We start from the raw sequence: 24,080 nt of genomic DNA, 5'->3' as shown, positions 1-24,080 counted from the left end.
CGCTCTCGGAGCCCGGTGCGACGCAGCACCGGGCTCCGAGAGCGGTGTGACCGTCCCTGCCTGCGGCGCAGGTCAGACCACGCCGACGCCGTTCGAGTACGACTTCATGTCGTAGGTTCCGAAGCCGTTCACCACAGGGTCGCCCGTGTTGTTGATGCAGTGCAGGATGCCGCCGCCGCCCGCGTCGTTGAGGCAGACGGTCATCAGTGAGGTGAAGGTGACGCCCGGGGTGTCGGGGACCTCGTAGGCGCGGTCGGTGTAGATGTCGGCATGGAGGTTGAAGAAGGCGTAGCTGCCCAGGCCCCAGGCGTGGTGGTCGGTGACGTGGTCGCCGACCTTGTAGGCGGCGTAGCCCTTGGTGTCGCCGTGTCTCCAGGCCGACTGGGTCGGGACGTCGTAGGGGTGCTCGTTCTGGAAGAAGTAGGTGCGGCCGTGGTTGCCGTTCCAGAGCACCTCGTAGTTCTGGTGGTGCTCGACGAACAGGCCGTAGGTGGTGACCCGGTCGCCGTTGACGAGGAAGCCGACGCCCGCCGGGTTGACCGCCCAGCCGACCGAGCCGTCGAGGCCGTGGTCGGCGCGCCAGGCCCAGACGTGGTCGACGATCACGTCGTTGCTGTCGATCTGGATGCTGACGTCCGTACCGCCGGGGACGGAGCCGCCGATGCGCGGGAAGATGTCGAACAGCGCGGTGGGGCGGTGCGCGTGGCTCCTGCGGTTGCGGCCGTGGCCGACGCGCAGCAGTACGGGGGAATGGGCGGAGGCCGCTTCGAGGAGCACACCGGCCACGGTCACGTCGTCGACGTCGGCGACCTCGATGAGTGAGTTGCCGTCGACGGCCTGGAGGGTCGCCAGGCCGAGGCCGAGGACGATGGTGCCCGGTCGGCAGACCTTCAGCGGCTCGGACAGCGGGTACATGCCCGGCGTGAGCAGGAGGTGCTTGCCGTGCGCGAGCGCCGCGTTGATGGTCGCGGCGGAGTCGCCGGGCTTGGCGACGTGGAACCGGGTCAGCGGGATGCTGTGGCCTGCGGTCCGGCCGCCGGCCCAGGTGGTGCCGGTGGAGTTGCGGCGCAGCGAGGGCACGAAGACCTCGTAGGCCCCGCGGCGGTCCACCGTGAGGAACGGCTTCTCCCGGACGATCGGGGTGCGGTCGACGGTCGTGTAGGGCGGGGTCGGGAAGGACGTGGCCGGGGCGCCCTGGACGCCGACGAAGACCATGTTCCAGTTGGCGCCCTTCCAGCTGCCGATGGTGGCGTTGCGGGTCAGCCACTGCTGCTGTGAACCGGAGTCGATCTGTCCGTCCACCACGCTGTCGACCAGGAAGCCGCCGCTGGACCAGCCGTTGCCGGGCGGGCTCGGCATGAGGATCATGTTGCCCTTGACGTGGACCCGACGCATGGGCGCGGCCTGGGCGACGGCCCAGCGGTCCAGCCCGTCCGGCGGGACGATGGTCAGGTTCTCGGCGGCCCGCCAGAAGTCCTGGGTGCCGTTGCCGTCGAACCACTGGGCGTCGACGGTCACATGGCCGTTGATGACGACGTCCTCGGGGCTCGCGCCGAGGCCCAGTACGTGCGTGTAGAAGCCGACGTTGATCTCGACGTTGTACGTGCCCGGCTTGAACGCCAAGGCGTACCGCTCGGTGCCGAACTGGTTGGACTCCTGGACGGCGAACACGGCGTCGATCTGCTTCTGGATCGCCGCGTCACCCATCGACGGGTCGAAGACCAGGACGTTCGGCCCCAGGTCTGTCGTGCCATGGCCGAACCCGCCATGACCGGGCCTGCCATGGCCGTCCGCGCCGGCGGCGGACGCGGAGGACGACGCGAAGGCGGGTCCTGCGGTGGCGCCGGCCAGCGGCACGGCTGCGGCTGCGACCGCCGCTGTACGAAGTACGCTGCGGCGAGAGGGAATCACGGACACGGCTCTCCCAGAAGATGATGAGCAAATCGGGACCGCGGCTGGTCCCCAACCGCGAGAGAGCGCTCTCAGCCACGGAGTGAATCATCGCGGGTATACAGCGTCAATAGGTCTGCACCAATAACAGCTCGCCCGGCCTGCCGAGTTGGCACACGAGTGAGACCGACCGGACCCTACGGGGAGGCCCGGCCGCAGGCCTCACCACCCGGGATACCGCTCCCACCAATGCGCATCCCACCCCTGGATGTACTCGCTGCCACTCGGTGAGTCGTCGAGCTCCAGCACCAGGTCCCTGGCCAACGTGTCGAGCACCCAGGCCAGTTCGTGACGGCTGACCAGGGCGACGGGCAGGGCCTCCACTCCGTGTACGGCCCCGAGGAGCGCGCCGGCGACGCAGGCCACCGACTCCCCGTCCGGCGCCTTCGCCGCGAAGTCCAGTGCGGCGGGAAACGCCGTGCGGTCCGGGAAGGAGGCGGCGACGTACAGGCCGCCGAGCAGTGCGGATGGTGCCGTGGGGTCCGGTGCGAGCTGCGCCAGGCGTGAGGGGTCCGCCGGTTCGTCCACGGCGAGTTGGAATGTCGCGCCCAGGCGGCCGTGCTCCTCGTCAGTCGCGACGAGACCGCCGCGCTCGTCTCTCGGTGCGAGGGCCGTGATGCCGGCCTGCAGCGCGTCCCGGACGGAACGACCGGGCTCGGAGTCGGAGTCGGTCAGACAGTAGTGGGCCAGTACGGCGGCGTGGACCGTGGCGCTACGCCCGGCCGGGTCGCCGTGAGTCAGCGCGGCGACGGCGTCGGCCTGCGTGATGCCTCCCAGGCCGGTGACCGCGATCGGCAGCCCCCGGGTCAGTGCGTGATGGCCCCGGCTCGTGGTGGCCATCTGCTCCTCCCCCGCGTCGATCCGGGACAGGGCCGCCACCGTCGCGGGCGCGCTGCCGCGCCGCTCACCCAGCGCAGGCACGCGGGCGAGCCAGCCGTCGGGCCAGGACGCGGTGTGGGACGCCCACCGGTCGCGCATCTTCTCGGTCTCGATGCCCTGCAGGAACGCCCACCGAGAGTAGGCATGCAGGACGACCCCGGGCGCGTAGCAGATGCCCTTGTGGTTGCCGCGTACCTGGGCACGGATGATGCCCTCGACCGTGAAGCAGGCGAGCTGCGTGCTGACGCCCGCCCGTAGCGGCCCCGAGGCGGGCAGGGCGCCGCGCGCGGCTCCGACCGTATCCCCGAGGGCGAGCCCGAGCATCATTCCGCGTACGCGGGACTGCCTGCTGACCAGCTCCCGCTGGTGATCTTTCGTGTCGGACACGCCAGCAGCGTAGCGAGCACGCGCCGCACCGCCACCGTCGCCCTCAGAGTCCGGCCCGCTCCAGCAGCAAAGGCAGCGCGTGCGGTTTCACCATCTGCACGGACCGGACCTGGCCGAGGCCGAGTTCCTCACGTCCCACCGGGTCGCGGTACAGGGCCTTCGTCGCCTCCGGCAGCAGATTCACGGCCACCAGGTAGGAGACGTCAGGATCGTCGGGATCGACCCACGGCGCCTCATCGACCTCACCCACGGCGGCGACGGCAGCGTCCGGGCTCGTGAAATAGAACCAGATGCGGTCGTCTCGCTTCATACGATTGCGTCGGCTGAGCCAGAACTCAGCCTCCGGATCCTCCTGCGCCAGCCCGAGGATCTTCTCCTTGTCGCACGGCTCCTCGTCGAGGACGTCCCGGTGCGGGTTGAGGATGTAGATCCAATCCGCCACGGTTCCCCCTGACGCCAGTCGCTCGGCCCACGCTCCGAAGCCGGGAGTTGATGAGCGATGCATCGGTCCAGTCCGAGGTGAGATCGTACTCGTCGGCGCCCACCTGCATACGGCCTCTGCAGTACTTCGTCTTCAGCATCAACTCACCATCATCGTAAGGTCGTTGTCAGGCCGGTCGACGGACCTGGGTCCGACACCACGTGCACCAGCCAGAATCGCTAGTCGTAGCCGTACGCCCACTCAAAGTTGTCCATTCAGTCGGCGTGCTGGAAACGGACGGATTCGCCCAGCACCGCGCGGGCGCTCTCGAAGTCGGCCAGGCGGGCCGCGACCGTGGCGATGGCGAGGCGTTCCGGGAGGGCGGCGGAGAACTTGAGGCCGCGTACGGCTCGGTGGTCCACGTCGGGCAGCACGAGGTTGTCGCCGATGCTCGCGCGGGCCGTGCGCCAGTCGGCCGGGGTGAGGTCCTCTCGCAGACGCAGCCAACTGTCGGTGGGCCGTTGCAGGGGATCGGTGACCGACCGCAATGTGGCGGCCAGTGTGGCATTGGCCCGGTAACCGGCCCACGTCCACCAACGCACATCCCTGCCGGTGCGCGTCACCAGTGTGCCGCCCGGGTGCACGGTATCGGGTGCGTCCGACTCACGCTGTTCGGCCAGGCACGTCACCGCACGCCTGGTGAGTGAGACCGGCGGATCCTCGCCCAGCAGCACCTCGCGCATGGCCCGCGTCAGCGCGAAAGAAAGTCCTGCGATGCCGCCGTTCATCCACTTGGCGATCCCCCCACCGTCAACGGGCTCGACGAAGACACGTTTGCGGAGCCAGTCGATGTAGGTGACCTGCCAGCTGCGTCCGCCGAGCAGCAGCCGTCTGGGTCCCGGGCGTTCCTCGGTGAGCACACTCGGATCGGTGCGGCCGATCTCCGTGCGTCCGGACAGGACGGTGAACTGCGGCGGCGCGGTGAAGGACGCGGTCAGTTCGATGAAGTGCCGCTTGCCGAAACGGCGTTCGGCCTCGGGTCCGACGAACAGCATGCCTCCATCGGTGTCGAGGTATCCCTCCTCGGTCAGGAAGCGGAGGATCGGGGCGGCCGATCGGTCGAAGGGTGCGAGGCCGTTCCACTGCCGATCCCACAACTGGTCGCCGAGTCTGTGCTGTTGCAGCGTGACGGCGAGCAGTTGCTGGGCGACCAGGTGACGCGGCTCCGGCGGGGGAACGACCGGTTCGACCCAGCCCCGCGACCACAGCAACAGAAGGCCTGCCGCCTGCAGCAGGGTGTCCTTGTGAGTGGTGAGGAACAGGCAGTTGCGCACGGTTCCGGAACGGCGGCCCGTGCGGCCGATGCGCTGCAGGAACGATGCTACGGAAGCCGGTGAGTCGATCTGGATGACACGGTCCAGATCGCCGACGTCGATACCGAGTTCGAGAGTGGATGTGGAGACGATGACGCAGTCGCGGGCCTCGGCGAAGGCTTGCTCGGAGCGGACGCGTTCGTCGACCGAGAGGGAGGCGTGTGACAGGAAGACGGTCACCTCGCGTTCGCGGAGTGCGGCGCCGAGTTCCTCGACCTGGCGACGCGAGTCGCAGAAGACGAGCCGCTTCTCTCCACGGTGCAGGGCCGCGATGAGTTTGGCGGCGTTTTCCAGAGAGCCCACGTAGTCGAGTTCAACTTCCCCCGCGGGCCTGCTGGGTGGGGCGTTTACGGCCTTTTCGGCGTGGCGGGGTTCGTCCGAAACGGGCGGCAGTTGCACTCCTGGGGCAACAACCTGCCCGTCACGACTACCGGCGCCCGCGCCCTGCAGCCACCGCAGCAGTTGCGCGGGGTTGCCGACGGTCGCCGAGAGGCCGATGCGCTGGATCGGTCTGCCGGTGACCCGTTCCAGCCGTTCGAGCACGGCGAGCAGATGCCATCCACGGTCGTCGCCGGCGAAGGCGTGCACCTCGTCGACCACCACGGCCCTGACGCTGCCCAGCAGGTGTGCATGGTCGGTCTTGACGCCGATCAGCATCGCTTCGAGCGACTCGGGCGTGGTCAGCAGGATGTCGGGCCCCTCGGAACGGATGCGCTGCCGCTGCGACTCCTTGGTGTCGCCGTGCCAGAGCGCCGCACGCCGCCCGAGCCACTGGGCGTAGGAATCGACGCGCGTGATCAGGTTGTTGAGGAGGGCCTTGAGCGGGCACAGGTACAGCACCGATGTGCCGATCCACTTCTGCTCGGTCATCGCCGAGAGCAGGGGAAAGCAGGCCGCCTCGGTTTTCCCACCTGCCGTGGGCGCGAGCAGCACCGCGTCCTGGCCGTCCATGAGCGGGACGATGGCTGCCCGCTGGAGGGGGCGCAGGTCGGCCCAGCCGAGGGTGTTGACGATGTGGTGCAGGACGACGGGGTCGAGCCGGTCGAGGACATCGACCCGCTCGCCGCCCGTGCCCTTCCCCGCAGGGGTCCCGACATCCCGCATCACAGCTCCACGTCGATGTCGTCGGCCGTCGCGGGGCCGCCGGACACCGAGGCGGCGAGGTTGCGTTCCACATCGGTGAGTTCACTGCTCGCGACCGTCAGCCGGTAGTGCTGCCTGGGGTCGAAGTCGTCGAACTGGTCCACCCGGTCGAGCACATCGCCGACGAGCTTCTTCAGGAACAGGCGGGGAGCCACCCCGACTTTTCCGCCCAGTGCCCCGCCGACGGCCTGGGCTAGGTCCGCGACGTAGGCGTCGTCGACGACTGTCCGCACACGTTCGGGTGAAGTCGCGGCCTCCGCGTACAAGTCTCTGATGGTGGCGCCGAGGCCGACCAGCGACTCCTGGTCGAAGCCGGGCAACCTGATCTGCACGGCGCGCGGATTGTCAAAGCGCGGGTCCGTGGTGAAATCGGTGGCCAGACGCTGAGCCAGCGGCGCCAGGCGCTGCACGCCCTGCTGACCGTCGTAGAAGGCTGGGGTGCCGGTGATGACCAGGTAGAGACCGGGGAAGCGGCCGGAGTGCACCTCGTCGATGAGCTGCCGCAGCGCGTTGAGCGCCTTGTCCCGGGCGTCCGACCGGACTCGCTGCAGTGTCTCGACCTCGTCGAGGACGACGAACAACCCGTTGTGCCCGGAGTCGCGCAGCACCGTGAGGAGTCCCTGCAAAAACCCGAGTGCTCCGAAGTGGTCGAGGTCGCCGCGTACCCCGGCGGACCGACGGGCGGAGGCTGCGACGTGCGGCTGGCCACCGAGCCACGCCAGGACGGCCGCAGCGGTCGCCTCGTCGCCGTCTGCGAGGGCGGTCCGGTAACCGCGCAGAGCGGTGGCGAAGGACGGGGCGTGCCGGGAGACCTCGGCGAGCCGTGCGACGAGCAGTCTTTCCACCTCGTTCGAGAGCTCCTCCTCACTCGCACCGGCCGCGAGGGCATCCTCCTCGAGGGCGTAGAACCAGGCGTCGACCACAGGCCGCAGCGCACTGGGAGGGAAACTTGAGGTGGTGAGCCGTTCGGTGAGCCGCCGGTAGACCGTTTCCAGCCGGTGCAACGGCGTTTCGTTCTCCGAGATCTGGATCTCGGCGACGGCGAAGTTACGGCGCTTGGCCCGCTCTCCCAGCCAGCGGGTGAAGAACGTCTTGCCGGATCCGTACTCACCGCGCACGGCCTTGAACACGGAGCCGCCGGAAGCCACGGAGTCCAGTTCCGCGTCCAGGGCCGCTTCGAATCGGTCGAGGCCGGTGGCCAGCAGGTCGAGCCCGCTGTCGGGTACGGCACCGCGCCGCAGCGCGTCGATGACGGTACGGCGGCGGGCGGCGCTCACCTGTGTGGTGCGCTGGGGTCCGGTAGTGCTCACGAGGGGCAGTCTTCCATTTCCTCGTGCACCGCCGTACAGGGACGGAAGCTGATGCCCACCTGTGTGTGGTGGACGGGGTCGCTGCGACGACCCACCGACTTCGTTGAATCGGTTGCGGTCACCCGAAGACGCTGCTGAAATCACTCTCCGTACATACGCCAGGGTGGGAAGTTGGGACGAACGTGGCGGCACTGGACAATGTGAAGCTGAGGGACGTACTCGCAGACGTGGCATCGGGCTCCTTGCAGTTGCCCGACTTCCAGCGGAACTGGAAGTGGGACGACGACCGGATCCGGGCGATCATCGCCACGGTCACGCTGGACTATCCGCTCGGTGTCGTGATGACGCTGCAGACCGGCGGCGCCACACGGTTCCGCTCCCGGACCCTCACCGGCGCACGGCCGGACGGGGACCCGGAGGCCGACCTTCTGCTGCTGGACGGGCAGCAGCGCCTGACATCGCTCTTCCAGTCCTTATGGCTGGACGCTCCGGTGGAGACGGCGGATGCCCGGGGCAAGGCCATCCAGCGCTGGTACTACGTCGACATCGCGAAGGCCGTGGGACCGTCCGCGGACCGCGACGAGGCCGTCGTGTCCGTGCCGGCCGACAAGGTGCTCCGGACGGACTTCAACCGCACCGTGGTGCTGGATCTGAGCACGACCGAGGCCGAGTGCGCGGCCGGCCTCTTCCCTCTGCACTTCGTCTTCGACGCCCAGCGCGTGAACGATTGGAAGAGGGCGTACATCAAGGCGGACGAGGACCGGAACTGGGACCTGTGGGGTCAGTTCGACGAGGCGGTTCTCCAGCAGGTCCGCGCCTTTCAGGTCCCGATGATCCGGCTGGCCGCCTCCACCTCCATGGACGCCGTCTGCGCGGTGTTCGAACGCGTCAACACGGGCGGTGTCCCCCTCAACGTCTTCGAACTACTCACCGCGACCTACGCCGGGGACCGCGACTACGTCGAACGCACCGGGGACTACTACCAGCTTCCCGAGGTGTGGCGGGAGATCAAGCAGGCGTTGGCAAGCAAGTATCCGGTCTTCGGCCGTCTCGACAGCGGCCTCGAGAACGGACTGAGCAGCATCGACTTCCTGCAGGCGATCGCGCTGGTGCGCACCTGGGAGCGCAAGCAGGAAGGCATCGGGGCCACGGTGTCCTGCAAGCGCCGCGACCTGCTCGACCTCCCGCTGGCGGATTTCGTGCGCCTCGCGCCCAAGCTCGCCGATGCCTTCGCCTGGGTCGGAGATTTCCTGGAGCGTCAGTGCATCGTCCGGCCGGCCGATCTGCCGTACAAAACCCAGCTCGTCCCGCTCGCCGCCGTCCGCGCCATCCTCGACACGGGGACGGACGGTCTGGGCGCGGAAGAGAGGATCGAGCAGTGGTACTGGTGCGGGGTCCTCGGGGAGATGTACGGCGGCTCCACGGAGACGCGCTTCACCAAGGATGTGGAGCAGTTGGTCCCCTGGATCGCACAGGACGAAAAAGCGCCTGAGACGGTGACGGAGGCGTTCTTCTTCGCCGACCGCCTCGACACCCTCACCACCCGTAACAGCGCCGCCTACAAGGGCATTTACGCCCTGCTGATCAAGCAAGGGGCGGTCGACTGGCATTACACGGGCGCGCCGCTCAACCCCGGCCGGCTCGACGAGTACGGCGTGGACATCCGGCAGATCTTCCCCAAGACCTGGTTCAGGCGAGGGAACAGCGGCGGTCTGCCCACGAGTTCGATCGTGAACAAGACCCCCCTGTCCTACCGGGCCGCGATGGACATGACGGGGGCGCCGTCGTCGTACCTGTCCACGATGATCGCCGCGTCCGACATGCGTCCCGAGTGGTTCGACGACGTCCTGACCACCCATCTGATCGATCCTGACGCGTTGCGCGAGAACGACTACGAGCGCTTCTACCGCGACCGTTCCAAGCAGTTGCAGGATCTGGTGCATTCGGCCATGGGCAAGCGGACGATGCTCCGTGACCTGCCGGAGGGCGACGCGCGATGACGACCAGGCCACACGAGCGGGACGTGGCTTCGCTCAAGGGCAGGACCGTGTCAGTGCAGGAGATCCTCGACCTTTTCCAGGTCAGGGTCCGCGACCACCGCACGGTGCACCAGATCTCGCAGGTCCTGACGGATGCCGGGCTGACCACGCTGCCCGACTTCGCCGTCTGCGGTCTGCGCAGCACCGTCGACGTCGTGCCGCTGGCGGCCGTTCCCGCACAACGCACGCCCGCCGAACCGGAGGGTGAGGCTGATGAGGCGGACGAGGCGCTGCCCTCGCACGCCCTGCCACAGCGTCTGCTGCTCGGCGACATGCCGTCGGCCCGGCGCGGACTGGTGTCCGTGGGCCCTGGCACGCCCCTGTCTCAGACGACCTTCCTCATGCGCACGAAGAACCTCTCCCAAGTGCCGGTGACCACCGGCATGGCGCAGATTCACGGAGTCGTCACCTGGGGGTCCGTGGCCAAGATGTACGAGGCGGGCAAAGAGGCCACCCTCGATAACGCAATGGAGAAGGACTCTCTGCCCGTCGCCGACGCCCGCCAGGAGTTCTTCGCCGCCCTCCCGGTCATCCGCGAACACGGTTACCTGCTCGTCCGCGGTGACGACGGCTGCCTCTCGGGCGTCATCACGGCCGCAGACGTCACGGAACGCTTCGAGGGGGCGGCGCGCCCGTTCTTCATCGTGGGCGAGATCGAGTCGCTGCTGCGCCGCTGCCTGGGCGCGGCACTGGACACGGAGACCGTCAAAGCGGTCCAGACGAACAAGAAGCCGGAGCACCGCACCGGCCAGGTGTCGGACCTGATGTTCGGCGACTATCTGAGGCTGCTGGACGGCGACCAGACGAAAACCTCGCTGGCCGAACGGGCCGACGCCAACTGGCAAGCCCTGAAGTGGCCGAACATGCCCAGGGAACAGTTCATCGGCCGGCTGAAGCGAGTCAAGGACATCCGCAATCGGATCGCCCACTTCGACGAGAAGCCGCTCCCGCAGGACATGCTCGACGAGCTCACGACCTTCGCGAAGCTGCTGCGGGCGTTCGTGGCCTGAGATTGCGGCGTCCGGGGTGCCTATGGGCAGAACGCCCAGGGCACCCCGGAAGCCGTCAGCCCGTGCCCAGGGCGAACTGCTCGCGCAGCAAGGCCTCGTGGAGCCGCAGGGTACGCCCGTCCGGCAGAGTCTCCAGCACCTGTACTCCGTCGTAGTTGAGGAGCTGCCGCAGTACCGCCGCGAAGCCGTCGCCGCGTGTGGTGGGCATGCCCGCACGCTGGGCGAGCGCCGTCACCGGCAGGGTGCCGCCGGCGTCGAGCAGGGCGGCGAGGGCCTTGTGGACCTGCTCCTGCTGCGGCTTGCGGGCCAGACCGTCGAGCTGCGCTTGGTACGTGTCCGACGCGAGCAGCGCCGTCACGAGCGTCTCGGCCCGCGAGACGACGGTGGGGGTGAGAAGTGCGTCGTCTTCCTGGGCCGTCAGCGTCACGTCGAAGAGTGCCTCAGGAAGCGTCCCGGGATCAGGTTGCTTCTTCCGGGATTTGGCGGGCGCCTTCCTCGTGGCCGCGTCGGCCGTCTGAGCCACGCGCTCGTCCGGAACGGGCCTCCCCGCCTCCTCCGGGGCCCACCAGACCGGCCGCTGGTCCCCCAACTCCCGCCAGCCCTTGGGCGGTTCAGCCCCGAACGGCAGGAAGGCCAGCACCGGGATCGTGAACTCGGCGAGGGACGCCCCGCCGTGGTAGCCGGCCTTGAGTGCGGTGTAGCGGGAGTCGGCGTCCCAGAGCGCGACGACGGACGCGCCGGGTTCAGGCCACACCACGCGCGGCCCAGAAAGCACGATCTCCCGTTCGCCCAAAAAGCCGCCGGGCGCGCGGTGGCGCGCGGACGCGGGTTCGGTGGCGGCGTCGGCCTTTGTGCCGTGACGGTCGACGACGTGACCGTGGTCGCTGGTGATGACGACGGCCATGCCCTGGGCCGCGGCCACCCGCAGCAGGTCGCGCAGGCCGGGCACGTCGTCGACCCGCCATGCTCCGTCGCCGAGCTTCTGCTCCTTGGCGAGGCGGTCATCGATGGCGTTGAGGACGACGGCGACATGGGTTCTGCTGTCGCTGAGTGCTTCCGTAAGTGCGGAGCCGAAGGTGTCGCCCGCCGCCTCGGTTCGCAGGTCGTCCTTGTGGAACACGGCGGCCGCGGCACCACCCCAGAGCTTCAGCGCAGGAAAGAGCCGCTTCTCGTCGGCTTGGCTGCCCTTCATCAGGGTGCCCGCGAACAGCGAGGTGCGGGACACGGCCGTCACGGTGGGCAGGGCCGCGGCCATCGCCCTGCGGACGGGGCCGCCTTCCGGCAGGGGGTCGAACTCCGCCCAGGAACGGCGCAGTTCCTCGCCCAGTTCGTTCGCTATGGCCGCGCTCATCCCGTCGAGCACGAGCAGCAGTATCCGCCGCTCCTCCCCGCGCCGCACCACCGGTCCGACGACGCGGCTGAGGAAGGTCTCGACGGTGAGCATGGCGCCAGGCTGCGTGCCGGCTTCGGTCCAGGCGGCGAGTGCGCGTCCGAAGGACGCGTCGATGCGCTGCCGCCGATCCCTGACACGCGCGCCGAGCGTGTCGTACGCGGCCTTGAGGACGGGGTCCGGGTCGCCGCCGGCCTCGATGTGCTCCAAGGCGAGATCGACCCAGCCGGTCTCGGAGACATGCCGCTGGATGGCCTCGGCCACGGTGGCGGCATCGGTGGGCGGCTCGGTGGCCAGCCAACGGGCGAGGCGCTGCCCCATGCGAGCGCGTTCGATACGGGCGGACTCCTCGGGATCGCCGGCGAGCCGGTGGTCCGCCAGACGTCGTACGGCGTCGGCGACCGCGGGCGTGGCGCCCGCCACGAGAGCCTGTCCGACGGCGGTGAACCGGGCCTCCAGGCCGCCGCGCAGAACGGGGCTCGCCGCGACGGCTGCCTGCGCGCCGAACTGGCGACCCAGCACGGCCGCCCGGTCGAGCACGATGCCGGTGGTGCGGCGTGCCTCGCGGGCCTGGTCGGCATCGGCGCCGCCGTTGCGGTGCCCGGCTGCCAGCAGCACGGTCACGTATTCCTCGGCCAAGCGGCCGAACACGCTGACCAGGGCGTCGAGTTGTTCGCCGGCGGCGGGAGGCTGCTCGCCGAAGTAGCGTTCGGCCCGGCCCCGCGCCTGATACGTCTCGGGGGCGGGCTCCGCGTGCTGCCAGAGGGCAGCGCAGACGAGGCCGAAGGCAGCGGCGTCCGAGCCGCGCTCGGCGTCGACGAGAGCGAGCACGGCACGTCCGGCGAGACCGGCCTGGTCCTCTTCGGCGAGGAAGGCGGACAGTCCGGCACGCTCGGGACCACGCAGCCCCGACAGGCGCTCGGGGGCGCCCGGCCTGGTCGTCCAATGCAGCAGGGTCTGCGCGTCGAGCCGGTCGTCGCCGGGGCGCTGTGTGCCGCCCTCGGTGTCGTAGCGGCCGAGGCGCAGGCGACGCTGGGCGAGCGCCGTCAGGGCGTACTGACGGGACAGCCAGCCGCCGGGCACCGGCGGCCAGCCGCCGGGCGGGGTGGCGTCGAGCAGGGCTTCGGCGGCCCAATTGACGTCCCTGAGGCGCGGGTCGATCTCCCGGGCGCCGAACGCTTCTCGTACGACGTTCCAGCTGTCGACCGTGTCGATGCGCAGCTTGTGGACGCGGGCGAGGATCGCCGGGTCGAGTTCGTTCTGTTCGCGATCGGTGAGGACGACCAGAACAGCGGGGCCGGGGCGCCGACCCGCCAGATGGTCGAGGACGAGTTCGTGGACGGCGAGCGGTGAGGGAGCCGCCGCGACACTGGCCGTGCGGCCCTCGCCCCACGCGGATTCGGCCGGTCCGTCCCACTGGGGCGTGGACCGCAGCAGTACGGCGCGGCGCCTGCCCTCCCCCGCCAGGGAGGCGGCGAGGGAGGTCTGCGAGGAGAGGTACTGGGTGACGGTCGCGGTGTTCAGCCGTACGGCTCCCGGTGCGGCGGCGACGGTGTCCGTCATTCGACGACCTTCCAGGTGATCTCGATGGTCGCGTCGGGATGGCGGGCGGCGAGTTCTGACAGTTCCGTCTGCAGGTCGGCAGCGGCCCGTGCCACGGTCGTACGGCGCCCGCCGGACGTCCGCCCGGTGCCGCCGCCCGAGGAAACCGCCTCGGGAGTCTCCTGCGGCACATAGGGGATGCGCGGGTCGCTGGTCGCCGTGTTCAGGGACAGGTCGTCGGCCGTGGGCCGGGGCGCGACGGGAGGCGGCGGGGTGGCGGCGGACTGGCTGCGCCTCACCAGGGCGACGACCTCGCGCTGAGTGCGGGTGAGCGCGTCACGGAGATCCGCGGTGCGCTGGTCGTCGCGGGCCACGTTGCGCAGCGAATCGAGCAGTGCCTCGCCCTCGGGGCCGAGTCCGGCGGCGAGTCCGAGAGTGTCCCAGGGCGCTGAGGCGACGGCCTCCGCGACGCTGCGCGCCTGCTTGATGGAGGTGCCGTAGCGGTCGGCGCTGGTCTCACCCAGGTCGAAGGAGGCCAAAGCCTCGACAGTCTTCTTCGCCCCGGCCGCGCCCTTGCCCGCCTCCGCCGTGAGCGCGTCCAGCAGTTGCAGGGAACGGCGGGCGAGAGCGAGCCGGCCTGTGTCGGCGGTCTGGTCGAGGCCGAGGAAGGTGGCGTGGGTCTCCAACTGGTGCACCAGGTCCGCCGCGTGGTCCCGATGGGTGCGCGCTGACTCGATGATCTGGCGGGCGAACTGGTTGACCATCCGGCCCCGCCGCAGAGCGGGCGCCTTCTGCCCGAAGATCGTCTCGAAGCGCCCGCGCGCAACGTCCCAGTCGGACTCGGCGGGCAGCGGCTGGCTGCGCAGCGCGTCATGGTCCTTGATGGCGGACAGTTCGGGTGCCGGGTCCAGTACCGTGCCGCCGCGCACCCACACCCGGTCGTCCATCTCGGCGAAGGCGGCGACGACGAGCCGGGCGAGGAAGTCGGGCAGGCCGCGCGGTTGGGGCTTGTCCGTCCAGTCGGTCAGGGTGATCAGGGACAGGTCTCCGGTGAAGCCCTGGGCGCTGGCGAGTTGGCGGAAGTGGTCGGCCCAGTAGCGGGACAGCTCGAAGTACGCCTCCTTCTGCTGACCGAGGCGCAGGGGTCCCGCGATCCGCTGCATGAGCTTGCGGTCGGCGGCCGGGATCTCCACCCGCCCGTCTCGTGCCTCGGCCGCGGCGCGGACGTGCGTGAACACCCTCTTCGTGTCGGCGGACTTGACGGGCGTGCCGGTGGCGTCGGGATCGAGGTCGGGATGTGCCGGGTACTGGTGGGCGAGCAGCTTGCCCGCGACATGCCGGATGCCGTCGAACAGGCTCTGCCCGAAGGACAGGGTGAGGCCGTCGACATCCGGTAGGGCGACGAGGTGGTCGTCGAAGTCGGGTACGACATCGGCGACCTGCTTCTGCGCGAGCCCGTACGCCTGCTTGAAGGCGCCCTTGACCTGCTTGAGCAGGGCCTCGCGCTGGGTTTCGAGGAGGCCCTTGGCGCGGCTGCGGTTGTCGGCGTTGAGGTGGCCGGCGTACTGGGTGTCGAAGCGGTGCTCGTCGGCGAGGGCCTTGTCGATGACGACGAGGCGCCGGAAGTCCTGGAAGCGCTGTGCGGACAGATGCGCGGGCAGCCAGGCGACGGTACGGGACCGTTCGCCCTGCTGGCGCTCGCGCAGACGCTGCATCCGGTTGGCGTCCTCGCGGGGCCCGTACTCGCCCTCGTCGAAGGGAAGGTCTATGGCGATGCGCCAGTGGCCGTCCTGCTGCGGCATCAGGTCGTGGTCGGGCAGTTCGTCCTCGTCGGCGACGTTGCCGAAGACGATCTCGGCGCTGCGGGCGGTGCCGCGCCAGGTGAAGCCGAGCTGGTCGCTCAACTGGCCGTGCTCGACGCCCAGTTCCTCCGACAGCAGGCGGCGTGCGAGCGCTGCCCGGTTGCCGGGATTGTCGTTGACCTGGGCGTTGGCGATGACGGAGTCCACGTCGACGCCGGAGAGTTCGAGCCGTACGCCCGGGTTGGCGTCGGTGCCGGTCTCCTTGATCTCGGGGAACCGGGCCGCCCACTCGGCGACCTTGTTCTTGATGATGCCGACCTCGGCGCCCGGGATCGGTGCGAGGACCGACCCGTGGTTGAGCGCACCGAGCCGCCGGATGGTCAGCTCGGCGAGGGCGGGCACGCTGGGCGCGAGCGCGGACAGCAGCAGGGTGCACACGAGCCGGTTGTCGCCGACGAACACGCGGCAGCGGTTGGCCCGCTGTGGATCGGTGATGGACTCGGGCCGGTTGACGTACTGCTCGACGTCGTCCTCGGTGACGTCGTGCGAACTGAGCAGATACGGCCGGAGCTTGGTCTTGTAGAGCTTGTCGGCGGCTTCGAAGACGACTTTCAGGCTGTCGGTGAACGGCTTGTCTCCGCCCTCCGCGATCACCGGGTAGAGGTCGCCGACCGGGATGAGCTGGCCGAGCCGGAGCTCGCCCCGGTGGTCGGCGAGGAGCTGGCCCATCAGCTTCAGACCGGTACGGGAGCGCTGCAGCGCGGACGAGATGTGGACGAGGGTGTCCATGAACGCCGGCGAGAACGGGTACGTCAGCCGGAACGACTCCGCGTCCGCGCCGGTCGTGCCCTTCTCCGAGCCGAGCAGGGTGTCCCACACCTGGGTGCCGACCCGCTTGGTCTGCTCGAAGGCCTCGTCGACGAGCCGCTCCGCCTCGGCGTCCTTGGCCTTGAGGAGGCGGGCGTGGGCGATCTGCGGGAGGTTGCGGTCCTCCAGGGTGATCTTGTCGAACCGGCCGGAGGCGAGGTTCAGGGTGTCCTGGATGGAGGACTCGGCGGCGCCGGAGACCTCCTCGCCGACGAGTTCGCGCAGGTCGCGCTGGCGCGCGATGAACGACACGATGGGGATGGCGCGGCGGGCGTCGCCGCCCTCGACGAAGTTCGTGATCTTGCTGGCCTCGCGGGCCACGAACTTCTGGTCGTGGATGAGGGTGGCGAGCCAGAGGATCAGCTCGTCCATGAAGAGGATCAGCCCGTCGTAGCCGAGCGACTTTGCGTGCTCGGCGATGACGGACAGTCCGGCGTCCAGGGAGATGAAGCCGTGCTCGTCCTCGGCGGCGTTCTTGGCGAAGCCGGGCAGGAGGGTGGTGCTGGCGTCGTTGACCAGTTTGGCGCGCAGTTCGGCCGGGGTGGAGGGGTTGCGGAGGTCGAGCGGGGTGCCGGCCTCGTGGTTCTCCTCGGCGGCGAGCGCGGTGTCGAGCAGCTGCGGGGTCCAAGAGAAGCCCTCGCCCCACTCGTCCTCTTCTCCGTCGTCGGCGTCGCTGCCGCCGAGCCCGCGGATGACGGCCTCGTCGCCCATGCCCGCGCGCATGGCGCGGATGTCGGCGAAGAGCGAGTCGGTTCGGTAGACCTGCGGGGTCGGGGCGTCCGGCCGCAGCTTCTTGACGTGCGCGACGTACCCGCCGAGCACGCGCTGCTCCAGGGCCTTCGCGCCGAGCATGTGGTACGGGACGAGCAGGAATTTCTTGCCGTCCGTGGTCAGCCACTCGTGCCTGGTCAGCACCGGGTCGAACTCGGTACGCGCGCGGGCGGCCGGGTTGCCGCTGAGCAGCGCGTACAGCACAGCCATGAAGTGCGACTTACCGGAACCGAACGAGCCGTGAAGATACGCCGCCTTGGAACGGTGTCCGTCCAGCGCGGATTTGATGAGGGCCAGCGCCTCGTCGAAGTTCTCCAGCAGCCGCTCGGTGACGACATAGTCCTTGAGCGCGTGTTCGGCGCCCTCGGGTGTCGTCGCCTCGGCGAGCGACAGCACGAAGTCCGAGGTGGAGATGGACTCCTTGATGTCGATGACATCGCGGAGGAGGGGCGGCTGCGCCATTGCGGGTCTCGCTCTCCCTGACAGTGTTCGGTGCTGTGGTTCGTGCTTGATGTGGTGCGCGTGTGCCACTCACTGCCCGAAGCCGGTCACGGGTCCGGGTCATAGGAGAGGACCCGGAAGTACGGACGCCGGGCGAGAACGACGTTCACGGCATCGGCCAAGTCAAGGGAGGCGGGCTCGCGGCGCTTGCACTTCATGTCCCCCTCGCACTGAACGATCACCCCTGTGGCCTGCGCATAGCACCATACATCGGTACTCCGCCCCACCCTGTGCTGTATACCCCCGTGCACCCGTCAGGGCGTGAAGCCCTCGGTGGAGATCGTTTCCCAGATCGAGTTGAACCAGCGGTAAGAATCTTCGACGAAATCTCTGCCCGCATGGTATGGGCCTGCGACGTTGAAACGCTTCACCAAGCCCTGGGAGGCCACAGCGTCATACACTTCTACAGGGTCACCCTTCACATCAGTGAGAGTACGAGGCGAAATCTGGCAGTACGAGAAGAGAGCCTCGCTACCATTCAGCAGGACCAGCTCCGTCAGCGGAGTGAAGGAAACTCCCCGGAATTCCCAATGAACTTCAATTCCGTGCGTTTCACGTAGCGACGCAAGAGTACTATGCAGGGTGTTCACGTAGACGTTGCGGTCGCGTAGCCGCAGTTGACGAACCCTCTCAGCATCCTCCTCATGGCGAGGGGCAGGAAGCTGAGGGCTTACGTCGCTATTTGCCGTTAGTATCCGAACCTTGATCTGGCGCGGCCGCAGCCTTCCCGCATGAATATCCTGAACAGGTCGAGCGATACCCAACGCAAGCGCATGCCCCGTCACACAGATGGCGTCGATTTCAACATCCTGCGCCTCGAAGGCGGATGCCAGAGGGTCCATGATGGCTACCATCGAAGGCAGCATGAAGGATTCGCGTTCCGATAAGTAAGCCTGGCGCGATTGCTGGACTGCCTTGGGGATTCGAGACTGCTCGACAAGTTGCGACCATTCGCGGAAATCAGGAGCCGGCAGGTCAGCCCAGCCACTCAGCACGCGAACGACCTTGATCAGATCGTCCATCTCTCTCGGGGCGTGATGCCCTCGTCGCCAATCGCTCAGAGTGGCCTTCGGCACCCCCGTTGCGGCTTGCACGCGATCCAGGGTCAGCCGGTCGCCGGAGGCGGCCATACGAACGCGCGTCGTTTCCCAGAGCTCCGCAAACTTGTCCAAGATCGGCGATGTCACGTGGCTCCCCCAGGCGCACTGTCGTATCCGACTCGGAACTTCCGACTCGGACGTGAACCCACCGTCTCACACCGGAAGTCTGACGTGCTCCGAGATCCCTGGCGCCGAACGGCCTCAGCCCCGTCAATGAGGTCATGCAGCGGCGCACAAGGCCCACTGCGACCTGAGGGGGCAGACGTGAGCAAGCCCGAACGACAGATTCACACAGTGAGGCACCTGGGTCGGACCGCGCTCTTCAGTCTTGTGCGGGGAGCGTGCACGGCGCTCGGGACTGCCGGAGTCGCGGCCATCGTCTGGTGGGTGCAGAACCAATGACGGCCATCCCTTGGAGCGCGAATCAGGACGCGAAGACACTCTCGGTCGGAATCCGCTACGACCTGAACATCACCTTGCCCACCGCAGCCTCCCTTGTACGTACGCTGCGGCCCGTACGCGCTGAGGATGCCGCGAGTTCACCGCGCGCCGGTACGGGCCGCGAACTCCCGCAGTTTGGGCAGACTGGCGGAGGTGTACAGAAGGTCGGCGGTGAGCGCCTGTACAGAGGGTCGGCGAGCCTCCTCGGGCGCGGCCTGGTCGACCGCGCGCAAGGCCGTGTAGGTGCGGTGGTGGTCGCCGATCTGTGCCCACATGCGGGCGACGTCCGTCCAATACCGAGCCCGCCGCTCGGCGGTGGGAAACACAGTCGGCGAAATGCTCCGGGCGTAGGCCACGCCTTCGTCCGGCGTGCCCAGGACGTTGTGGATGCCGATCCGGTAGAGAGCCACCTGCTCCGGGGTGGCCTCCACCGTGTAGAGCTCGGCACGGGGGTCGGCGCCGAGTCGGGCGGCGGCCTCCTCGGCCTCTCCGGCCAGGTCGAGTGCCGTGGCCCGGTCACCTGCCTGCGCGGCCGAGTAGGCGCCGGTCAAGAGCAGGGATGCGCGTACGGCGTGGGCCTGTACGGAGTTCTCAGCGCCCAGCTCGGCCGCCGTGCGGGCGAGAAGATGCACAGCCGACCCGGCGCGACCGGACCGGCGCATCGCGATCGCCAGGACCCTTACGGCCTCACCCAGCGGCGCGGGCCGGCCGCTCTCCCGCGCGGCGTTCAACGCGCGGTCGGCGCTGGCCCACGCGACATCCGAGTTCACCTTGACCGCCAACTCACTGGCCAGCACGTACGAACGCGCCACCACCGTATGGGTCTGCTCTCGAGCAGCGCCGGTCGTGACTTCGCGCGTGGCTTCGCCGACGGCGATCAGCCGGCCCAGCTTCTCGCCCAGCACCGCGTAACGGGCCGCCCTGAAATCCCGGCGGGCGCCGCTGAGAGAGCGTTGCAAGCGGGCCGGTGACATAGGCTCCGCCGGCTGCGGTTGGAAGAGAGCGGCTTCCAGTAGACCCGCGGGGTCCGACGCCCTGCTGCTCGCGACGGCCCGCCCCTGCCCGGTGGCCACGGCGGCCCCTAGGCCGACTGCTCCCGCGAGTAACTGCCTGCGTCGCACCGGCTCGTCCTCCTGGCGGTCAGGGTCTGCGTTTCCCAGCACCCTAACGGCCACCCTTCCCGCGGGAGCCGCCCTCGACGCATCATGTCCCGCGCGTAACTCGCCCGGGTGAGGCACCAGTCCCAGCGCTGCGGGCTCGACACCGAGCGCGGCGGCCAGGCGCAGCAGCGTGTCGCGCGGCGGCACCAACTTGTTCGACTCGATACGGCTCACCGCCGACGCCGAATACCCGCACTGCCGCCCGAGTTGGACCTGAGTCATCCGTACGGCGGCACGCGCGGCGCGGATGACCGCGCCGAGATCCGCGGCGGCGGTCACGGTGTCGATTCGTGTCCCCACACCAGTGCCCATTCGGCTCTCCCCCGGTCCCCCCGCGGTGCCACCCACCGTAGCTCTGACGGCCTGTCACCGGCAGGGCGCACGCACAGCGCTTGCGCATCACGCACAAGACGTGCGCACTGCGCCGGGCCGCTTCCCCGAGCTCCGGCCAGAGGCTTCCGTGGTGGAGCGGAACAGGCACACCCGACCACGGCACACCCACCACGAAGGGAGCACCACCATGACAACCACCACCACTCGCAGGACCGAGGTCCGGGACCCGCGTTCGTTCGTCTCCCCGGAGGTGTGGGACCGGGAGATCAAGCTCCTGGTCCGCGACAACCCGTTCGACACCGTGACGGCGGAGCGCATCTTCGGTCAGGCCATCGCCTACCTCATCACTGCCATGGAGAAGTGGGGCCAGGGCCTGGAGATCGGCTGCGGCTACCTGGTGGACATGGGTGTCCACGCCTTCATCCTCGACACCCGCAACTACGCCGACTTCTGCGCCAGGAACTTCGACGGTTGGTTCCTCCACCACGTCCCTGAGATCGAGCGCAAGAACGATGGCACCGTCATGCGCACCGCCCACGTCATCGAGAGCAACGGCTTCGCGATCGACTGGCCTCTGTGGGAGAAGGACGCGCTCCAGTGCTCGCCCTGCGCCCCCGGCAGCAACTGCCACTGACCCGGGAACCCACGGACCTCCGTAAGCCGAACATCACAGGAGGCCGGCCCCGCACCGCGGAGCCGGCCTCCTCCCGTATGACTGAAACTCCGGAGATCCAGCAGAAATCCGTCCGCCGTGACCACTACCGTCACCCCCATCCCAGCCGGGACGTCCGTCGTACCGCTGCCAGATGGGGACCAACGCGCCATGAGCCACGACCTCGAGACCTACTGGAACCGGTACGGGGAGGGGGTGAAGGACGAGGAACCGGCCGAACCGCTTACGTTCGGCTGGACCCAGTACGACGGTCACGGCCCCGGCGAGGAGCTGTTGGAGCAGCCTGACACGACCCTCGAACTCGGCTTCGGGCGCGGCCGTAACGTGGCATACCTGGCCCGCAAGGGCGTGCGGGCCACCGGAGTCGACATCTCCGGTGTGCAGTGCGAGCGGGCCCGTGAGCGGTACGGGCACATCTCCGGCGCCTGCTTCGAACAAGGTGAGGTGTGCCAGTACCTCGGGGCCGCCGCCGACGACGAAGAGCGGTTCGATGCCATCTACAGCGTGTGGGGCGCGCTGTGGTTCACCGACCCCGAACGCCTGCTTCCGCTCGTCCGCCAGTGCCTCGCTCCCCGAGGAGTGCTCGCCTTCTCCAACGCCCCCGCAGTACCCGGCTCTTACGGCGTCCAGGGCATGTACGGGGCCGGTTTCAAAGGCCGCCGGCTGTGGATCTACCGCTGGGCCTACACACCGGAGGACTGGACCGAGATCCTTGAGCGACACGGATTCGTGGACATCGACGCCCGGGTGCTGGAGGCACCGGACCCCGAGAACGTGGGCACGCTCATCGTGCGGGCCCGCGCCCCGCACTGACGGCATACGGGCCTGCGGCCAGAGCAGTGCAGCCTTGCAGCGAGTGAGCTACGCGGACGGAGAACCCTCAGCCGCGACGGCGGTTTCGTCCGGAGCGGGGTTCTCCGCCGGTGCGACGACGGAAGGCTCGTAGACCTCTTCGGCCTCCACCACCACAACCCGGGGCATCGGCCTCGCGAGTTCCGAGTCGGCGAGGTGCTTCTTCAAGCGCTTCGCCATGGGCCGGTACGTGGCGAAGGTGAGCGTGCCGGAGATGGCGGCCCCGACGACCGGGATGGCCTTCGACACGCTCTTCGCGAAGGTCTGCTTCGTCATCTCGGCACCGATATAGGCCGCGACCTTCTTCACCACGGGGTAGCTGACGCCCTTGGTGAGCGCCTTCTGGGGCAGCTTCTTGGCGACCTGCTTCGCCATCATCTCGGCGACCTTCCCCACGGCGGCGTTCGCCGACTGAGCACCGAACATCACGCCGAAGAACAGCGTCAGCACTCCCATCGTCGCGTCGTCGACGCTGTCGCCGTCGTCGGAGAACAGGTCGGGCCAGCTGTAGAGGTAGGCGAGTTTCTGCGCGATCCGCAGCATGTGGCTGAAGTACTGCGCCAAGTCGGCGGGTACGGTCGCGGGGAGGGCCATGAAACCCGGTAGTCCGGCGGCAGCCGAGAGCGCGCTGACCTTCGCGGTCTCGTAGCGGATGGAGTCGTTGGCCACCTTGTCCAACACGTCGAGCGAGATGCCCGCTGCCGCGGGAGTCTGTTCCACCGCTACGCGGATCTCATCCTCGGAGCAATAGCGTGCCAGCGCCTTCCGGAGGTACGCCTCCCTGTGGATACGGACGCCGGGAAGCCTTGCCGCGCTCACCAACGCCACGGAGAAGCGGGACTCGGGGTTCTCGGTCGCTTTGCCCTCGTTCATAGCAGGAACTTACAGTAACTCCGCGCACTTGCGTGCATGTTGTGCCCACTAAGTGCAGGTCACCTCACAGGTGCAGCACATATGCGGAGGCCCCGGCAAGCGCGAGCGCTACGCGTGCCGAGGCCTCCGTCTTGTCGTTGTCAGAGTGCCGCGAACTCTACGAACGTGGTCCACGCCGTGGGGTCTACGGCCAGGGCGGCACGGGTTGTGTCTTTGGAGTCGCGGACGTGGACGGTGTCGGGGCAGGCAGCCACTTCAACACACTGCCCACCCTCAGCGCCGCTGTAGCTGCTCTTCACCCAGACAAGTGCAGGCGCCGGACCGCGCTTTGCTTCAGCGTTCATCTCTCTCCCAACAGCTTCTCGATGAAGGCCAGGGACTCACTCGGAGTGAGAGCCTGCGCTCGGATGATCCCATAGCGCGCGGACAGCGCATGGACTGCCTCCCGCTCGGTGACCAGTGTGCTCCGGCCTTGAGCCTCCATGTAGCCGACCTGCTGTCCCTGCCTTGGCATCAGCAAGGTGAACGCGCCATCAACGCCAGCATTGTCTTCGCGGGCGAGTGGCATCACCTGAAGTTCGACGTTCCGCTTCTGCCCGAGCAACAACAGCTGCTCAAGCTGTCCGCGCCACACTTGCTGACCGCCGAGCGGCCGCCGTACAACCGACTCCTCCATAACGAAGCTAAGCAAGGGGGCGGGCCATCTGTCGAAGATCTCCTGCCGTGCGAGCCGCGCTGCAGTCCGCTGCTCGATGGTTACCTCGTCCAGCAGTGGGCGCCGCATCCCTAGCAGAGCCCGCGTGTACTCCTCTGTCTGCAAGAGGCCGTTGACCACATGGGTTTCGTACACATAAAGCTCGACCGCCTCGGCCTCCAGCTTGGCCGCATCCCGAAAGAACGCCGGATACTGAGCCCGAGCTACCTCCTCCTTACTCGCGCCCAACACCCCACCCGCTTCAAGCACTTCATCCGCCTGGTCGATGAACTTCGGCGGAGGAATGCGCCTCCCCTGCTCGAACGACGCGATGGTCGAGGCCGAGTACCCGGTCAGCGAGCCGAACCGCATACGGTCCATCCCTGCCCGCTCCCGGAACAGCTTCAACTGCCGCCCGAAGACGCACAACATGCCCGTCCCGGCCTCGCACTCCGGCTGCTGAACCTCGTCGTCCACGCCGCAGCTCCTCCCGTACGACCCTCACAGCCACCGGTCTCAGCCCGCCCAACGCGGCGCTCTGAAACCGGTCACACCCAATACCGCGTACA

General features: G+C 68.6%; 16 protein-coding genes. 4 read left to right on the top strand and 12 right to left on the bottom strand.

What is annotated here, in order from left to right; all coding sequences use genetic code 11:
- Positions 1 to 72 precede the first annotated feature (72 nt).
- The 5 genes from MQN93_RS03280 to brxD form a co-directional block, all read right to left on the bottom strand.
- Positions 73 to 1,911 carry a pectate lyase-like domain-containing protein gene (locus MQN93_RS03280; RefSeq protein WP_242708192.1) on the bottom strand — a complete coding sequence of 613 codons (1,839 nt, stop codon included), beginning with the start codon at positions 1,909 to 1,911 and terminating at the stop codon, positions 73 to 75.
- A gap of 201 nt (positions 1,912 to 2,112) precedes the next feature.
- Positions 2,113 to 3,216 carry an ADP-ribosylglycohydrolase family protein gene (locus MQN93_RS03275; RefSeq protein ID WP_242708191.1) on the bottom strand — a complete coding sequence of 368 codons (1,104 nt, stop codon included), beginning with the start codon at positions 3,214 to 3,216 and terminating at the stop codon, positions 2,113 to 2,115.
- A gap of 43 nt (positions 3,217 to 3,259) precedes the next feature.
- Positions 3,260 to 3,658, bottom strand: coding sequence for a hypothetical protein (locus tag MQN93_RS03270; RefSeq protein ID WP_242708190.1), 399 nt, complete (start codon positions 3,656 to 3,658; stop codon positions 3,260 to 3,262).
- Between the two features lie 254 nt (positions 3,659 to 3,912).
- Complete coding sequence (locus MQN93_RS03265) at positions 3,913 to 6,114, bottom strand: DEAD/DEAH box helicase (protein ID WP_242708189.1); 2,202 nt, start codon at positions 6,112 to 6,114, stop codon at positions 3,913 to 3,915.
- Positions 6,114 to 7,463 (bottom strand): BREX system ATP-binding protein BrxD, encoded by a 1,350-nt coding sequence (gene brxD, locus MQN93_RS03260; RefSeq protein WP_242708188.1) that lies wholly within the window; start codon positions 7,461 to 7,463, stop codon positions 6,114 to 6,116. Before brxD ends, MQN93_RS03265 begins: the two co-directional genes overlap by 1 nt.
- Positions 7,464 to 7,645: 182 nt before the next feature.
- On the opposite strand from brxD, the gene MQN93_RS03255 reads away from it, so the two are divergent.
- Positions 7,646 to 9,463: a DUF262 domain-containing protein gene (locus tag MQN93_RS03255; protein WP_016431593.1), complete on the top strand. Its 1,818-nt coding sequence runs from the start codon at positions 7,646 to 7,648 to the stop codon at positions 9,461 to 9,463.
- Positions 9,460 to 10,512 (top strand): CBS domain-containing protein, encoded by a 1,053-nt coding sequence (locus MQN93_RS03250; protein WP_242708187.1) that lies wholly within the window; start codon positions 9,460 to 9,462, stop codon positions 10,510 to 10,512. Before MQN93_RS03255 ends, MQN93_RS03250 begins: the two co-directional genes overlap by 4 nt.
- A 55-nt stretch (positions 10,513 to 10,567) precedes the next feature.
- Here MQN93_RS03250 and pglZ read toward each other — a convergent pair whose 3' ends face one another.
- The 4 genes from pglZ to MQN93_RS03230 all read right to left on the bottom strand — a co-directional run bounded on the left by pglZ (position 10,568) and on the right by MQN93_RS03230 (position 20,398).
- Positions 10,568 to 13,465: a BREX-2 system phosphatase PglZ gene (gene pglZ, locus MQN93_RS03245; RefSeq protein WP_242708186.1), complete on the bottom strand. Its 2,898-nt coding sequence runs from the start codon at positions 13,463 to 13,465 to the stop codon at positions 10,568 to 10,570.
- On the bottom strand, positions 13,462 to 17,346 hold the full coding sequence (gene pglY / locus MQN93_RS03240) for a BREX-2 system ATPase PglY (RefSeq protein WP_242708185.1): 3,885 nt from the start codon (positions 17,344 to 17,346) through the stop codon (positions 13,462 to 13,464). Before pglY ends, pglZ begins: the two co-directional genes overlap by 4 nt.
- Before the next feature lie 293 nt (positions 17,347 to 17,639).
- Positions 17,640 to 18,572: a hypothetical protein gene (locus tag MQN93_RS03235; RefSeq protein WP_242708184.1), complete on the bottom strand. Its 933-nt coding sequence runs from the start codon at positions 18,570 to 18,572 to the stop codon at positions 17,640 to 17,642.
- Between the two features lie 452 nt (positions 18,573 to 19,024).
- A complete protein-coding gene (locus MQN93_RS03230) occupies positions 19,025 to 20,398 on the bottom strand; it encodes a helix-turn-helix domain-containing protein (RefSeq protein WP_242708183.1) in 1,374 nt (457 codons plus the stop codon).
- Positions 20,399 to 20,606: 208 nt separating this feature from the next.
- Here MQN93_RS03230 and MQN93_RS03225 point away from each other — a divergent pair, with 208 nt between their 5' ends.
- Both MQN93_RS03225 and MQN93_RS03220 read left to right on the top strand, forming a co-directional pair.
- On the top strand, positions 20,607 to 21,053 hold the full coding sequence (locus MQN93_RS03225; RefSeq protein WP_016431600.1) for a glycine-rich domain-containing protein: 447 nt from the start codon (positions 20,607 to 20,609) through the stop codon (positions 21,051 to 21,053).
- Between the two features lie 189 nt (positions 21,054 to 21,242).
- On the top strand, positions 21,243 to 21,905 hold the full coding sequence (locus MQN93_RS03220; RefSeq protein ID WP_242708182.1) for a class I SAM-dependent methyltransferase: 663 nt from the start codon (positions 21,243 to 21,245) through the stop codon (positions 21,903 to 21,905).
- Between the two features lie 48 nt (positions 21,906 to 21,953).
- Here the strand turns inward: MQN93_RS03220 and MQN93_RS03215 are convergent, their stop codons facing one another.
- The 3 genes from MQN93_RS03215 to MQN93_RS03205 all read right to left on the bottom strand — a co-directional run bounded on the left by MQN93_RS03215 (position 21,954) and on the right by MQN93_RS03205 (position 23,988).
- Positions 21,954 to 22,817 (bottom strand): hypothetical protein, encoded by an 864-nt coding sequence (locus tag MQN93_RS03215; protein ID WP_242708181.1) that lies wholly within the window; start codon positions 22,815 to 22,817, stop codon positions 21,954 to 21,956.
- Positions 22,818 to 22,957: 140 nt separating this feature from the next.
- A complete protein-coding gene (locus MQN93_RS03210; RefSeq protein WP_242708180.1) occupies positions 22,958 to 23,161 on the bottom strand; it encodes a DUF397 domain-containing protein in 204 nt (67 codons plus the stop codon).
- Positions 23,158 to 23,988, bottom strand: a complete 831-nt coding sequence (locus MQN93_RS03205) for a helix-turn-helix domain-containing protein (RefSeq protein ID WP_242708179.1) — start codon at positions 23,986 to 23,988, stop codon at positions 23,158 to 23,160. Before MQN93_RS03205 ends, MQN93_RS03210 begins: the two co-directional genes overlap by 4 nt.
- Positions 23,989 to 24,080: the final 92 nt, after the last annotated feature.

It is taken from the genome of Streptomyces spinosisporus (genome assembly GCF_022698145.1).
GTDB classification, from domain to species: Bacteria; Actinomycetota; Actinomycetes; order Streptomycetales; family Streptomycetaceae; genus Streptomyces; species Streptomyces spinosisporus.
Note: the sequence above shows the minus strand (reverse complement) of the source record. Positions and strands in the feature narration are given on the sequence as shown.

Excerpts from the sequence above, each read along its gene's own strand:
- MQN93_RS03210 (WP_242708180.1), bottom strand. The coding sequence starts at position 23,161 with ATGAACGCTGAAGCAAAGCGCGGTCCGGCGCCTGCACTTGTCTGGGTG.
- MQN93_RS03220 (WP_242708182.1), top strand. The coding sequence starts at position 21,243 with ATGAGCCACGACCTCGAGACCTACTGGAACCGGTACGGGGAGGGGGTG.
- pglZ (WP_242708186.1), bottom strand. The coding sequence starts at position 13,465 with ATGACGGACACCGTCGCCGCCGCACCGGGAGCCGTACGGCTGAACACC.
- MQN93_RS03225 (WP_016431600.1), top strand. The coding sequence starts at position 20,607 with ATGACAACCACCACCACTCGCAGGACCGAGGTCCGGGACCCGCGTTCG.
- pglY (WP_242708185.1), bottom strand. The coding sequence starts at position 17,346 with ATGGCGCAGCCGCCCCTCCTCCGCGATGTCATCGACATCAAGGAGTCC.
- MQN93_RS03215 (WP_242708181.1), bottom strand. The coding sequence starts at position 22,817 with ATGAACGAGGGCAAAGCGACCGAGAACCCCGAGTCCCGCTTCTCCGTG.
- MQN93_RS03265 (WP_242708189.1), bottom strand. The coding sequence starts at position 6,114 with ATGCGGGATGTCGGGACCCCTGCGGGGAAGGGCACGGGCGGCGAGCGG.
- MQN93_RS03230 (WP_242708183.1), bottom strand. The coding sequence starts at position 20,398 with ATGGGCACTGGTGTGGGGACACGAATCGACACCGTGACCGCCGCCGCG.
- MQN93_RS03250 (WP_242708187.1), top strand. The coding sequence starts at position 9,460 with ATGACGACCAGGCCACACGAGCGGGACGTGGCTTCGCTCAAGGGCAGG.